This window comes from Pontibacter rugosus (assembly GCF_042678745.1).
GTDB lineage: Bacteria > Bacteroidota > Bacteroidia > Cytophagales > Hymenobacteraceae > Pontibacter > Pontibacter rugosus.
In genome coordinates this window covers 1-13,603 of record NZ_JBHTLD010000007.1, presented here as the reverse complement: position 1 = coordinate 13,603, position 13,603 = coordinate 1, and the positions used below count along the sequence as shown (strand labels likewise).

16 protein-coding genes and 1 other RNA gene are annotated in these 13,603 nt (G+C 47.7%); 5 read left to right on the top strand and 12 right to left on the bottom strand.

Annotated features, from left to right (window positions below):
- Positions 1-73: 73 nt before the first annotated feature.
- The 7 genes from ACFQ2O_RS01590 to ACFQ2O_RS01560 form a co-directional block, all read right to left on the bottom strand.
- Positions 74-406 carry a hypothetical protein gene (locus ACFQ2O_RS01590; protein WP_377522376.1) on the bottom strand — a complete coding sequence of 111 codons (333 nt, stop codon included), beginning with the start codon at positions 404-406 and terminating at the stop codon, positions 74-76.
- A complete protein-coding gene (locus tag ACFQ2O_RS01585) occupies positions 403-1,359 on the bottom strand; it encodes a recombinase RecT (protein ID WP_377522375.1) in 957 nt (318 codons plus the stop codon). The genes ACFQ2O_RS01590 and ACFQ2O_RS01585 overlap by 4 nt, the downstream gene beginning before the upstream one ends.
- Before the next feature lie 2 nt (positions 1,360-1,361).
- Positions 1,362-2,234: a PD-(D/E)XK nuclease-like domain-containing protein gene (locus ACFQ2O_RS01580; RefSeq protein ID WP_377522373.1), complete on the bottom strand. Its 873-nt coding sequence runs from the start codon at positions 2,232-2,234 to the stop codon at positions 1,362-1,364.
- Complete coding sequence (locus ACFQ2O_RS01575; protein WP_377522372.1) at positions 2,234-2,425, bottom strand: hypothetical protein; 192 nt, start codon at positions 2,423-2,425, stop codon at positions 2,234-2,236. The genes ACFQ2O_RS01580 and ACFQ2O_RS01575 overlap by 1 nt, the downstream gene beginning before the upstream one ends.
- An 81-nt stretch (positions 2,426-2,506) precedes the next feature.
- Positions 2,507-2,812 carry a hypothetical protein gene (locus ACFQ2O_RS01570; RefSeq protein ID WP_377522371.1) on the bottom strand — a complete coding sequence of 102 codons (306 nt, stop codon included), beginning with the start codon at positions 2,810-2,812 and terminating at the stop codon, positions 2,507-2,509.
- A 53-nt stretch (positions 2,813-2,865) separates the two neighbouring features.
- Positions 2,866-3,228: a hypothetical protein gene (locus ACFQ2O_RS01565; protein WP_377522368.1), complete on the bottom strand. Its 363-nt coding sequence runs from the start codon at positions 3,226-3,228 to the stop codon at positions 2,866-2,868.
- Complete coding sequence (locus ACFQ2O_RS01560) at positions 3,225-3,464, bottom strand: hypothetical protein (RefSeq protein ID WP_377522367.1); 240 nt, start codon at positions 3,462-3,464, stop codon at positions 3,225-3,227. The genes ACFQ2O_RS01565 and ACFQ2O_RS01560 overlap by 4 nt, the downstream gene beginning before the upstream one ends.
- A 303-nt stretch (positions 3,465-3,767) precedes the next feature.
- Between ACFQ2O_RS01560 and ACFQ2O_RS01555 the strand changes: the two genes are divergently transcribed.
- The 3 genes from ACFQ2O_RS01555 to ACFQ2O_RS01545 all read left to right on the top strand — a co-directional run bounded on the left by ACFQ2O_RS01555 (position 3,768) and on the right by ACFQ2O_RS01545 (position 5,495).
- Positions 3,768-4,349: a S24 family peptidase gene (locus tag ACFQ2O_RS01555; RefSeq protein ID WP_377522366.1), complete on the top strand. Its 582-nt coding sequence runs from the start codon at positions 3,768-3,770 to the stop codon at positions 4,347-4,349.
- 31 nt (positions 4,350-4,380) lie between these two features.
- Positions 4,381-4,959: a hypothetical protein gene (locus ACFQ2O_RS01550; protein WP_377522365.1), complete on the top strand. Its 579-nt coding sequence runs from the start codon at positions 4,381-4,383 to the stop codon at positions 4,957-4,959.
- Positions 4,960-5,303: 344 nt separating this feature from the next.
- Positions 5,304-5,495, top strand: a complete 192-nt coding sequence (locus tag ACFQ2O_RS01545; RefSeq protein ID WP_377522364.1) for a hypothetical protein — start codon at positions 5,304-5,306, stop codon at positions 5,493-5,495.
- On the opposite strand, the gene ACFQ2O_RS01540 is transcribed toward ACFQ2O_RS01545, so the two are convergent.
- Positions 5,478-5,711: a hypothetical protein gene (locus ACFQ2O_RS01540; RefSeq protein ID WP_377522362.1), complete on the bottom strand. Its 234-nt coding sequence runs from the start codon at positions 5,709-5,711 to the stop codon at positions 5,478-5,480. The genes ACFQ2O_RS01545 and ACFQ2O_RS01540 overlap by 18 nt on opposite strands.
- A 60-nt stretch (positions 5,712-5,771) precedes the next feature.
- On the opposite strand from ACFQ2O_RS01540, the gene ACFQ2O_RS01535 reads away from it, so the two are divergent.
- Together ACFQ2O_RS01535 and ACFQ2O_RS01530 are read left to right on the top strand one after the other, a co-directional pair.
- Positions 5,772-6,095 carry a hypothetical protein gene (locus ACFQ2O_RS01535; RefSeq protein ID WP_377522360.1) on the top strand — a complete coding sequence of 108 codons (324 nt, stop codon included), beginning with the start codon at positions 5,772-5,774 and terminating at the stop codon, positions 6,093-6,095.
- Between the two features lie 122 nt (positions 6,096-6,217).
- Positions 6,218-7,405: a tyrosine-type recombinase/integrase gene (locus tag ACFQ2O_RS01530; RefSeq protein ID WP_377522358.1), complete on the top strand. Its 1,188-nt coding sequence runs from the start codon at positions 6,218-6,220 to the stop codon at positions 7,403-7,405.
- Positions 7,406-7,485: 80 nt separating this feature from the next.
- On the opposite strand, the gene ssrA is transcribed toward ACFQ2O_RS01530, so the two are convergent.
- The 4 genes from ssrA to ACFQ2O_RS01510 all read right to left on the bottom strand — a co-directional run bounded on the left by ssrA (position 7,486) and on the right by ACFQ2O_RS01510 (position 13,503).
- Positions 7,486-7,856, bottom strand: a transfer-messenger RNA (tmRNA) gene (ssrA, locus tag ACFQ2O_RS01525).
- 245 nt (positions 7,857-8,101) lie between these two features.
- A complete protein-coding gene (locus tag ACFQ2O_RS01520; RefSeq protein ID WP_377522356.1) occupies positions 8,102-9,550 on the bottom strand; it encodes a S41 family peptidase in 1,449 nt (482 codons plus the stop codon).
- Positions 9,551-9,696: 146 nt separating this feature from the next.
- Entirely contained in the window at positions 9,697-11,106 is a 1,410-nt protein-coding gene (locus ACFQ2O_RS01515) for a DUF4932 domain-containing protein (RefSeq protein ID WP_377522355.1), read from the bottom strand.
- A gap of 42 nt (positions 11,107-11,148) precedes the next feature.
- Positions 11,149-13,503, bottom strand: coding sequence for an ABC transporter permease (locus ACFQ2O_RS01510; RefSeq protein WP_377522354.1), 2,355 nt, complete (start codon positions 13,501-13,503; stop codon positions 11,149-11,151).
- Positions 13,504-13,603: the final 100 nt, after the last annotated feature.

The window sequence follows — 13,603 nt, the reverse complement described above, 5'->3', positions numbered from 1 at the left end:
GGTATTGGATTTTAAGGGTTTGCCTTTTTCCCTGCCGTGGCGAGGGCCAGCAGCAGTTGGTGCATCATTCTCTTCATGCGTACACCTCCTGTTTGATGATGGCCTGCGTGGAGTAGTCGAATACGCCCTGCGAGAGGTCGATCACTCCCAGCCCCAGCTTTGCCACATGGTCGATCTGCTCTCTCAGTACTGCGAAGGGCTTGCTGGTATCTAGTCGCGCCAGGTGCACGTCCATCTCCTCTTTCTTTGCGATCAGGTACAGTTCATCAAGCGAGGTGAATGGGTTCATGCGGCGCAGCATCACTTCGCGCATGTGGCCGGTGAGCAGCCGGGCAAAGGCTTCCAGGTGGTCCTCCTCATCCTGTGTCAGGCTATGGCGCACTTCAGGCTGGTAGTACAGGCTCATGCTGCCACCCCCTTTCCGCGTTTGGCTATTTCCTGCTTTACCTCATCGAGCAGCTCACGCGCCTGCAGCTTGGTAAGGGTAGAGATTCTTCGCTCATAGGCTCCCATGTCGCTTTCGCTGAAGACGTCAGCTGTAAGCAAGCTCTTTATCTCTTCCACCAGCTCCGGCTCAGCCTGAACACCTGGAGCCAGTTTGCTCGCTGCCTGCTCCGTCACATCCTCGTGCTCATCGAACAGCATCTCTGCATTGGATTTTGCCTTAGCTGCACGCTCTGCCTCGAAGTCTATGCCATTGTTCTGGTAATCCAGCTGCAGCGCCTTGGCAACGCTTTCGCTCACCTCCGTTTTTGGCAGGTACTTATAAAGGCGCTTCACCACGGTTTTTTTCCACATCTCGTCCTCGTCTGTTTTCCAGCTGCCTTTCCCATCTTTGCCCATCTCCGACCGAGACTTAATTGCAGACACCTGATCGGCGCGCATGAACTCAAACTGATAGCCCCCGTTGTGGAGGAAGGCCACCGCGTACGTTCCTATTTTGTTGCCTCTGTCTCCCATGATTTCCGGCTTGTGCTCCAGCTTCGGGCTTGTACCCTGCTCGATATAGAACTGATCCGCCTCATACACCACCTCGGCATAGATGTTCTTCACGCTGCCAGCGTCTGTAAGCACTTTAATTAAGCCCATATAAGATGGATCCAGTACACACTCGCCTTTGCGCGGCACCAGGTAGGCCATCTTCAAGACTGGGTTGAGCGTCAGCCCGGTCAAGGCGCAGTTGATGATCGCGTTTTTGATGCTCTCCGGGTTGGTCTTAGCCAGGAAGGGGTTCTTCTGAAGTATCTGCAAGGCGAAGCCTGCCTCGCGCTGGAAGTCCAGTTTATTGTTTTCAACAGCCTCAAATCTTGCTTTGGCAGAGGCCACGATGTCGCGGGGTTGTTTTGCTAAGTTGCTCATGGCTATTGTTTCTCCTTGTATGCGTAAGCTGGAAGTTCTAATTCAATCACACCGTTGGCCTCTGCCGGTGCGAACATTTCGTACCCTTTATGCTGGCCTGTCTGCATGGCATCTGTGTACTTATCCAGTGCCAGCTGATACTCATACCTGCCTTGCGCCATAAAGCCTTCTGTGGGTTTATAGATGGCTGCCGCGTAGGGGTATTCCTTTTCCTGCGCCACAAACACAAACAGGCGCTCCTTTTCGCTTATATACTCCAGCACATCGCAGTATAGCGCCGCCTGTAGGTGGTAGCCGTAATTGGCAGCGGCTCGGCTGAACCCCTCGGGGCTTGCGTCTTCGCACGTCTTAAGGTCTATGATCGCGTGCGGCTTCAGGTAATCCGGGCGCACCTTCACGTGCACACGCCCAAAGTCCACGTAGTGCGACACCTCTGCCGTGCCTTTGCTGAAGAGCTGGCGGATGTTGCTGTTGGACAGCAGCGCATCACGCATATCCATCAGCTTCTGATAATCGTCTGTAGAAAGGCATGTTTTGCCGCTGTTCATCGCCTCCTGCTCCGCCTTCCACTCCTTGTATAGCTTGGTGGCTCTTGGGTTGACTCCCCCGATCTCGGCCACTTTCTCCGCATCGTTCAGGCAGTAGTACTCCTGCTCAAACTGTTCCGGCTCTAGCACCAGGGTGTGGTAGGCAGATCCGAAAACAAGCGTCGGCGTGGTTTTCTGCTCCGGCTGATTGAAGAAGTGGTACACTGACTTTTTATTGATAAGCTTCAGCCCTGACGAGCCGATGAAGTGCTTCTGCGCGTGGTAGTGTGCGTTGCTGTCTTTCTGCACCAGGCAACCTGCGCCTTGTAGTTCAATCTGAGTTTCCATTATTTAGAAGTGTTATAGGTTAGAGAATCGATTTGCTGGCCTGCCACGAGCAGCACACCGCTGGCGGCTCCTTTATTGATGGCCTTCGAGCCGTTGGCCAGCTCATACTTGGCATCCTTTTTACACTCCCAAACCAGGATTCCCCTTGCGTCGTAGAATCTGGCAATCGGACTTGGGTTTAATCTTTCCATTTGCGTACTTTGTCTTAGTGAATTGATTTATTTAAGAATTGGGCGGCTGTAACCGCCCTTTTTTTTATGCTTGCTGGTATCTTATGCGACACGCATTTTGATGTGCTCGCTTGTAAAGCCTTTCTTCTGCAGGTAGCACGCAATAGAGAGCAGGCTCACCTCAAACTTCTTCGGGCTTATCTGGCGCACCTCTATCTCTTTTCGCTCCGCCATCGAATGCAGCGTCCTGACAGAGGCAACCTCCAGTATGCGCTGCGCCTCCATGTGCGACACCCAGCCACACTGCTGCTGGCAGAACCGTAGCAACTGCAACTCCTGCACTAGCTGTTGCTGCTGCTGCTTGAAACTCGTCCACTCCTGCTCTGGTATTATGACTACTTGCTGCATGGTACTTTATCAATAATATTTTAACCTATCTATATAGTGGCCGTATATGTGCCTCAACCAAACGCTTTCACTATGTCCGCTTGCCCTCTCCTGAATGCCATGGGGTATATCAGATCTTCTTCTCTGCCTGTCTCACACATTGGCGCTGGCACGTCATACAGGAAGTACACCTCTGTTTTCGGCACTAGCAGGTCTATGATCTGGTGACGCTTATTGGTCAGCACAATGCAGTCATACATCCACGCTTGCATCAGGTGCAGCGGGTTGGTGGGCTGCCGTTGCAGGCGCGACACGCGAACGTAGTCGTCCTCGTTGCCAAGCTCGGGAAAGGTTAGCAGGATCACGTGGATGCGGTCCCAGCTAACATCGGCTGCCGTGTCTAAATTATGGAAGTTGATAACCATCGGTTGTTTCATGCTGCCAGCTCCCTTCTCATCTGCTCTGCCTTAGCCAGGCGCTGCTGCTTTTGACTTTCGGATGATTTCTTTGCCTGCAGTTTCTCCGCCAGCAGCTGCTCATAAGCCTTCCACACTTCGTGGTCCACCTCACCGTTGTGGATGACGCTGGTGACAAGGGGCTGCGAGTATCCTGTGCGCTTCTGCAACTCAGCGTTCCAGCCGTGCGGCAGGCGGGTTGGTTTTGTTGTTGCCATATTTGCCATTGCTTATTTATTGTTATATTGCTTTTGATATTTATTGTATACAGCAAATGTAAACAATTTGTTTATATCAAAGCAAATATTTTGTTTACAATGTTTACAAATACAAAAACAATTTGTTTATATAAAATGCAAGACCCTGCTACTCAACGCTTTTTAGTAGTTTATGAAGAGTTAAAAAAACGCGGAAAGATTAGTTCCCAAAAGGAACTGGCTGAAATATTAGGTTTCCCTAATCAATACTTCGGGGGATTCAGAAGCGGGACTAGAAAAATAAGCAATCAAGCTATTAACAAATTGATTACATCATTTAGTGTTTCTCTCACCTATCTGCACACAGGTAAGGAGCCAATGTTTGATAATGCTCCTTTACAGGTCGTAAAGGAGCAGCCAAAAAACTTTACTGAGCTGGAGACTAACACGAGCATTTCCAGCGACGGCAGCTTGGTGCAGTTTGTGGATTTGCCTTTCGTTCCAATTCCTGCCAGAGCCACCTTTATAGAAATGGCCGGAGATGAGAAGAGCTACGGCAGCCTAGGTGTGTTTCGGGTACACTACCCGCCTCAGGAGATTGAAGGCAAACGTGCGGTCATATTGGAAATCAATGGTGATAGCATGGAGCCGCAGCTCAAGCATGGCTCAAAGGTGCTGGCTGTGGAAGTGCCAAAGGGAGATTGGGTTTATCAGGCAGGAAAGGTGTACGCTATAGCCTTCGCCAACCAGTTCGTAACGAAACGCATCAAGGATAATGATATGCTGATAAATGGCACCCTTACCCTACACTCAGACAATCCTAACGGCGGAAAGTTCGTGGTGCCAGCCGACCAGATCAGAAGCATGTGGCGTGTCATTGAAGTAGTCAAGTCAACAGTAGAATAATTTTCTATCCAACTATAAAACAAACTCTTATATGAAACAGATTTACGCGTATTTAGTCGCTTTACTTTTTACCATTTCTCCTGCCCTGTGCCAAACGACTGATCAGGCCTTCGACTTAGCTAAGGCGAAGGTCGCTGAGACAAGACTTGAGCAGGAGATTAAGTCAAAGTCAGATTCCTTAACAGTGTTAAAGTCCCAAATAAGGGGGGTTGAAAACAGGCAACTGCTGGCTAGCTTTAAAAACGTAGATGGCAAAGTAGCAATACCTGTTACAGCTTATATCAATGGAAAACTTAGAAAAGAAAAAGATCCTATTTCTACCGTAGTAGGAGAATTTGCCCAAGGAGACTCTCTTACACTTATTGAGTACAATGAAGGATATTGGTTAGCCTCACATGGCGCTCATATGGGTTATGTTAGCGATATATACATAAACAACACACAGCAGACTCGTACTTATAAGTCTGCTATTGCTAAACCAGAAATAAGCTCTCCTTCTAACACCTCTGGCTATTCAACCACGCCTTCACGCACGATTCATACTGGTCCACGTGGAGGGAAATATTACATTAATAAAAACGGCAATAAGACCTACATCAAACGCAAGTAACGGTGGTCTACACTACAGCTGTGTGCGACTGCGGTAAGTAACAACAAAAAAGGGCTTCCATTCTTTATCAACATACAGGACATCTCCTGTATCACCACCATTCAGAAAGAAAATGCCTATTCCATTGTCATTCAAACACGTTTCTCCATAAATGGCTACACCAATCAACGATTTATGTACGCCAACTACCAAGATTATGAAAGAGCCTTATTAGCCATCTCTAAAGCTCTTCAAGCCTCTGAAATTCCAGTGGTAGAAGGCGGTTACCAGCCTTACCAATAACAACAAAAGCCCCTGTTGGAGCAGGGGCTTTACATTATTCAAAAACAAACTATATAAATCTTATGGCAAAATTCATCCAAACAAAGTCAAAATTCAACGAGCCTATCTGTATCAACCTTGATTCAGTGGCCTATGCAAAGTTTAACTCTGACGAAGACGAGCCCAAACTAACCATTGCTTTTGACAGCGGAGATAAGCTGGAACTGGAATTTGAGGAGGCACAGCGCGTATACAACCTACTCTCCTCCTTCTAACAAGAACTTGTTTAGCAGCTTCTCTCTTCTGGCTTCCAGTTCAGGCATATAAGCCCTGGCCTTCCTGGCATGCTGTATTTCTTCTATCTCACGGACAAGGGTTTTCTCTTTATCAAGCCAATAACCCACCTCGCTGTTGGAGGTGAATTGCTGAGCAGACAAATCAGTGGAGGCCAGGAGGCGGAGGTTTCTAAAGAACAATCTGATTCTACGCATATCTGTCTTATTTACAGATCAAAGATAATAAAATTAGCATCACAAACTATTGTCATTAGCATGTACGAAAAAGAGCAGGTACGGGAGCGCTTTCTGGAGGAGGTGGAGCGCCTGATCAAGGAAGGCGTGGCCAAGAGCTACTCTAAGATAGCCGAAGGCTGTAGTCTGCAGCCTTACAACATCTCGGATATCCGCAGGGGCCGCTCCGAGGTAACGCTGCTGGCGCTGACCAACTTCGTGCAGGGCTACCGCACCTACGGCGTGACCTATGGCTACATTCTGGACGGACAGCGCGAGAAGCCGGTGGTACCACATGAGGCGCTTGCTAAGATAGAGCTGGCCCGGCAGGAGTTGGAGGAGGCACATAAGCTGCTAACAGAATAATTGTAAGGTTACATCGCCATAAAAACGCACAATCTAGGCGGCAACCGAAAAAGCGCACTAAAAAGATGCAAGGTTACATCACCAAAAACTATCACTATAAATCCTGCAAAAATTACTGAACGATGCCTACCTACCGCCTGCTGCTGCGCGATAAGCGCCAGACCGACGACCTTTACCTGGTGTACCTGCGCATCACGCAGCACAGGAAGATAGCCTATGTCGGCACTGACGTATACATAGATAAAAACCACTGGAACCCAAAAGGCACGCTCGATAACCGCGATTGGGTGAAGAAGCACCCCCTGAAGAACACCTTCAACACGGTGCTGGCGAACAAGCTGCTGGAGGCGCAGGCGCTCGGGCTGGAGCATCCGCAGGCCTCAGCCAAGGAGTTGAAGGCAAAGCTGGAGGGCGAGCAAACGGAAGACCTGGACTTTATCGGATTCTACGCACGCGAGCTAGAGCGCATCAAGGCCGATGCCAACCCACGCACCTATGCCAAATACGACTACATCTATACACGCCTGAAGGATTATGCGCCAGTGCTCCCCTTTGCCAGCCTCACAGTTGAATGGGTGAAGCAGTATGAGCAGCATGTGCTCAAGACCAACAAGCGCAACACAGCCTCCAAGCACCTGTCCTTCGTGAAGACGATCGTGCGTCGGGCTGTGGCCGAGGGCCTGATACCCTATGCCGATAACCCGTTTCTGAACTACAAGCTGAAAGGTGAGAAGCCGCAGAAAGCCAAGCTCACAAAAGACGAGCTACAGCGCATCATGGATCTGGAGCTGCCAACCGACCAGCGCATCCACCACGCCCGTGTGGCTTTTCTGCTGCAGTTCTTCCTGGCCGGTATGCGCATTGGGGACCTGCTGCAGCTGCGCTGGGAGATGCTGCACGATGACCGCCTGGAATACCGCTCACAGAAGACCGGCACCCTCTTGTCTGTGAAGCTGGTGCCTGCAGCACTGGCACTCATCGAACCGATGCGAAAGGACAAAGGCTACATACTGCCGTTCCTGAAAGAGGACCTTAATCCGGAGAAGCACCAGAACCGCATCGAAAGCATGACAGCGCTTATCAACCGTATGCTGCGCGAAGTGGCGACCAAGGCCGAGATCGAGAAGAAGATCACCACGCACATCGCCCGCCACTCCTTTGCCTCGCTGGCCTGGGCAAATTCCCGCGACATCAAGGCAGTGAGCCAAGCATTGGGGCACACCTCTGTGCGCATGACGGAGAACTACCTGCGCGACCTGTCAGGATCCGAGCAGGATGCTTTGCTTGACACGACTTTTGAGGGGTTTTAGCGCATGTGTTTACGTAGCGTTTACACAGAAAAAATAAAAAGGGGCTTTTACGCTATGTAAAAGCCCCTTTTAAGGAGTAGTTGTGGAGATGCAGGGATTCGAACCCTGGTCCAGACAAGGAAATTATCGGGCTTTCTACATGCTTAGACACTAGTTGGATTGTCGGGAGTTTGCGGGCCTAGGTCAAGCCTATGCGCACTCCTTAGATGCTTTATTTCGCTTATGCACCACACCCTTACATAAGCTAGTCAAACGAGTCGAAGCCTCTGATGTGCAAGCAGTTTCACGAAACCTGCACGAGACTATGGCAATTGCTTAATACCTAGATTAAGCAGCCATGGCGTAATTAGATTCGCCAGTTATTGTTCGAACGAATTTTTAACAGGTGGTACGTTCATCACCCGGCATGCTTACACGCAATCTGCGCAAGCTGTCAATTCCGGTCATCCCCAATAAGTAAAAGAGCGTTGTTCTTGTTTTTATACTTCAAGAAGTATGCCACAAAGATACAAATTTTATAGCATACTTCCTTCTGTATGGTATCAGTTTAACAGATTTCAGCCGCTGTGGGTTTCATGTGTATCATAAATTCACTGGAAGTCTAAAGCTTCTCTCCCTTCGTTTGGTTGCCTCACTTACTACCGCTTTCCTCTACATCCCTCACCGTCTGCTCATAAGAGCGGCCTAACAACACTCCTACTTTTCATTTAACACATTGCTTACAAATTCCACCCATTTATACTTCGGGATCGAATTATCTAAATAATAATCCGGCTGTATGCCTTTTCCGTCAATTGTAAAATCAGGTATGCGCCTGCTTCTGGAAAGGCTGTAGCCCAGTTCAAACTCCTTGCAAGACGACGCAATAAAATACATGTTTGAGATATCCAGCACACCGATAGTAGTGGTGCCAAAGAGCTTTACCTTACGGCTTTGTTTAGCGGCTAGCAAAAACTGTTCATCTGTGCTGCCGTTGCCGTTGTTAATGATGATCCCTACATTTTTAGGGTATTCATACACCGTATCCAGCTTCTCTACACTAACTACGTTCTCGTTCAGATTAACAAACTCACCAGGATGTTCCGCCAGCTTTCCATAAGACGCTTTTGCCCACTTCATAGTATCTTCGCTTAAGCCATACTTAGGGTCATTGGCAAAGTCGAGCATGCGCTGGTTATTTAGCTTCGTGGATAGAAACTCAACGCCAACTGTTCTGATTGGGTTAGTATAAATAAATGGGAGGATTTCGGCAAAGCTGGCATCACTGCCACCGGTTCCGCTTCTGATGTCGAGAATAAGGTTTTCGGTTTGCAGTATCTTGTCCTTACTTGCCAGCAGCAGGCTGTCTATGGCTTTCTTATTTTCCATCCTGAAAGAAGGAATTCTGATGTACAGCGTTTGGCTGTTCAGGCTTTCCAGGTAAGGCTTTTTTGCTGCTACCAGTTTTAAATAGTCTGCTATTTCTTTCTCATCCTCCAGTTTCGGAAGCACCCTTTTCAGCGTTGAGTTTCCGAGTTGCAACACATTTTTACCAAGCATTTCAACTTTGTCTGACTCCACCGCACTGTGGTCTCGCATGTAGAAGGTCGATTTTGTTTTGCCATCTTTGGTAGAGATTTTCAGTTTTACCTGGTCTTTCTTCCATGTATCGGCACCTGACTCTATGATAAAACCAACATAGTCGTCCTTCACTTTTTTAATTCCAATTTTGTACGGTTCTGATACCCATATTCCTTCGTAGTCGTGCTGCTTCTTTTTCTCCAGGTACTTTACAAACTTGGGCACATCTACCTTCAAGGTTTCCCAGTTATCAAAGTTGGCTTGTGAGGCAGTAGTGTTGCTACTGCTGTTTTCTTTCAATCGGATGGAGATATGGCCTGACCTAAAAAACTTCAGCCACTCGTATAAAACAGGTGTACAGTCGGAGAGGGATTTGGCAGCCTTTACTTTGGCTAACGTCCGCTTGTTATGGTCTTCGTAGGCTTGTGTTCCTTTCTGCTCCAGGGCATAACGAAACCCGGCATCATTCTCTTCAAACGTCTTTTTCACCCACTCAAAGTTAGACTCACAGTCGCAGGTTTGGGCATAGGCGAAGTTAGCGGACAGGAGAAGCAGAAGAATGAAAGGAATTCGGATAAGTTTCATTTCAGGTTGTTGATTGGTTGCAAGATTTGCGATTTGTTGAAGAGCAGCAGGGATGCAGTAAATGTGCTCTTTTGCTGCCTGGTAAAGTATGATGGTGCAGATGCTCCTAAGTCTTTGATACGTTAAGAGCATCTGCTTTTGATCAGCTATAGCTTTGCCTGCAGGTTTCTGCTCCAGTCCAGCATCTGGGTGTACAGCTCATCCATGCTGATGTTTGGGTTTGCCTTGTAAAGAGAGATGAGCTGCTGGTTAAAGTCCCCGAACCGCTTAAATCCTCTGCTTTTTTCCATCTGGCGCTCCATGGTAGGCATGTAGGTAGCATTGTCCTCAACAGAGAATTTATCCAGGCAGTAGAGCGAGAAAACAGCCCAGGTCATGTACTCATTGAACACGCTGTAAGGGGAGCTGTAGGCGCTGGTGCCCTGTACTTCGTTCACCCACTTTGCCCTATCGGCAAACACCTCGTCTATCTGTGCTAAATACTTTTCCGAAACCGGGTTTACAAAGTTGTGGTCGATCTCTGTAAACACCACCCGCGAGTTGCGCATCTCGTTTACCTTCTCGTTATACGTAGGCTCAAGATCTGCTCTGCGCACAAACATAACCGTCTGGCTAAAACCGTTGTCTTCGAAGCGATTCGTAGAGTGCGCGCCACCTATCAACGGGGAGAACGTAACCCGGTAGTTCCCATACTTAAATTTAAACTTGCTCTCCAGCCAGGCCTGCATCTGGTCTATTGGGTTTTGTGTGCGATAGGTCTGCATAAGTTCTTTATAGTATGGCTGGTGCTGCTGATAAAACCCTCTAAAATTAGATTTCCTGGCAAAGTCCTCGATCAAGGCGAGGTTGACTACAATAGGATCAGCCTGGTTGCCAAACCCCATCTTTCGGATAACACCATCGTTTTTGATCTTGCCCTTTTTGTCGAACGAGTACGCGCAGGCGTTCATCTTCATGGCGTAGTAGTACCAGTAGCTGTTGTTATCAAAGGGCTTGGTGATGTGCTTGTTCACCACTTCCATTACAGGGTGGTTTTTATACGGTGCGAAATGTGCCATCACCTCTTTGTAGTAGGGCGTGGTCATGTCCACCATGTTAGAATCTTGCTGCCCTACCGTAGAAATAGCGACCAGTATGTTGGCCAGTTCATGCACCTCCGGCACCTCTACAGCAAACTTCCCTTCATTCTCACGGATATACTTCTTCGAGAAGTTCACATTTCTGGGTATGCCGACGATCTCTGTCAGCGCTTTTTCCTGGCCTGCCTGCTGCACATAAAACTGCACTGTATCCCCTACTTTGATGTTAAATTCAATAGAGTCAACATCCGTCACAAAAGAGACTTTGGTCTTCTTCTGCTTGCACTCCACCTCCAGCCTGTCTGGTTTCAGGTTCGGTGAGATTTTCCAACCAGTGTGCCTGTCGGTAACGTTGAGCACATAGCTAATGCTCTCTACGTTAGACTTGATGGTTGGCAACTGCTGTGCCTGTACCATTGCTGCGCCACCCACCAGCATAATAGCGGCAATTGGCAAGGCTTTAAGTTGAGGAATCATGTGTTTATAGTTTTATTTTGTAGTAGTAGATTTTCTTTTGCTTTATTCGGATCGGAGTGAATTGACTGGGTTAGCGATAGCGGTTTTAATGGCGTGGAAACTAAGCGTGAACATGGCTATCACAACCGTTGCAAGCAGCGCCACAGCAAAAATCCACCAGCTAACTTCTGTGCGATAAGCGTAACCTTGCAACCAGTTGCTCATCAGGTACCAGCTCAGCGGCAACGCTATTATATTAGCCAGCAGCACCAGCTTCAGAAAGTCTTTGCTTAGCATAAACACGATACTTGCTACAGAGGCTCCCAGTACTTTGCGCACGCCTATCTCTTTGGTGCGCTGCTCCGCTGTAAAGAGTGCCAAGCCAAACAGGCCGAGGCAGGAAATAAAAATGGCAATACCGGCAAATGCACTGGTTAGTTTTGTCATAACGGCTTCGCTACGGTACATACGGTTGTACATATCATCTAAAAACCGATAACTGAATGAATAAATTGGATTGTGTTTGCGGGTTATGCGCTCCAGGTTTTTCATTACATCCTGTGTTTTGCCTGCGGCTACACGCACAATCATAGTGCTTGTTTCGGCGGGACGTAAGCGCATTGCCAGAGGCTTGGTCTTAAAATGCATGGAGGTAGTATGAAAGTCTTTTACAACACCAACAATATGCCCCTCCTCCCACAGGTGTAGCCATTGCCCTACCGGGTTTTTCATGTTCATTTGCCGAACTGCTTCTTCATTGACAATAAAGGCTGCTGTATCTGTCCCAAAATCTTTAGAAAAATCACGTCCCTCCTTTAAGCTTATTCCCATTAGCGATATGAAGTCGTAATCAGTATCCATTACATCAACGAGTATACTTTTATCGGCTTCCTTTCCCTTCCAATCTACGTCACCTGTATTTGAATCTGTAGAGATAGGGTTCTGGCTGGAGGCAGACACACCTACTACACCTGGTATTTCCAGAATTTCTGCTTTAACCATGCTATACCTCTCCAGCAGCTTACCCTCTAATGGCAGCATTACCAAATTATCACGGTTAATTCCAATATTCCGGTTCTGAATATAACGCATTTGCAGGTATACCACCAGCGTACACACAATCAGCAAAGCCGACAGTACAAACTGAAAGATAACCAACCCTTTACGAAAAGTCGCCACACCTCTATTTAGCCTTACCGTACCTTTAAGTACAAGCACAGGCTCAAAAGAAGAAAGAAAAAATGCAGGGTAGCTTCCTGCCACTATTCCTGTAAAGAGCGCTACTCCCAGCAAGCCTAACAGCACAACAGGAGACAGTAGATTCAACGCTATGGCTTTACCTGTTAATTCGTTGAAGTGAGGAAGCAGTATGCCCGCAAAGTTCATAGCTAAGAACATCGCTATAAGAGCAACTAGCACAGATTCCACCATGAACTGCGACACCAGCGCTTTCTTGTCTGCTCCAACTGCTTTGCGTACTCCAACTTCCTTCGCACGTTTTGCAGAACGGGCCGTGGCTAGATTCATGAAGTTAATACATGCTATAAGCAGCAGGAAAAGTGCAACTACCATGAACAGGCGCACATACAGTATCTGGCCCGGGTTAGCGTCTAATTTGCGGAAATTGTGGAGATGGTAATCAGCATATGGATGCAGAAACAAGTCTACATTCGACTCCTCGTACCGCTGTTTGACAAAAGGACTAATCTTTTCGCTTAAAGCTTCTGCATCCGTCCCCGGCTTCAGCAGCAGGTACGTCATTACACCATTATTCCCCCAGTGCTCCATCCATTCGCTTCCCGGTTGCCGCTCATAATTAATGAATGGGAGCACAATATCGAATTGCATCGTGGAGTTCTCAGGAACGCTGGCCATGACACCTGTTATCTTATAGCTTTCAGAGTTATTCAACTTAATGAGTTGTCCCACTACATCTGTGCTGCCCAACAGCTTATAAGCCATACTATCCGAAAGCACCACACTGTTTGGCTGTTTCAGGACCTGTGTCTTATCTCCTTCTAAAAGTTTAAAAGAAAACACTTCAAGAAAGGCTGGATCTGCGTAGGTAGCTTTACCTTTTAACCCCTTCTCTCCGTGTGATAGTAGCATGGGCCGTGGCAATCCATACCGCACAGCCTTCTCTACTTCTGGTAACTCCCGTTCCATCGCCGCAGCAAGTTTACCGGGGGTGGCTTCTGTCTCAAACTTATCTGCCCCTGGGTAACTTTGCGTCTCCATTACCTGATAAATTTGATCTATATTTTCATGAAATCTATCATAGCTCACTTCATCCTGCACCCACAGCAAAATCAAAATGCTGCACGTCATGCCGAGTGCCAGGCCAAGCACATTTATCAGTGAGAATACTTTGTGCCGCATCAGGTTACGGTAGGCCATTTTGAGGTAGTTCTTTAACATAGTTTCAAGGTTGTGTAGTCGTGGTATAGATTTGTTTTTCTGTCTTGCTCAAAAATATTTTATACTTGTTGAGGAGGTACAAGAAATTAAAATGCCAAAC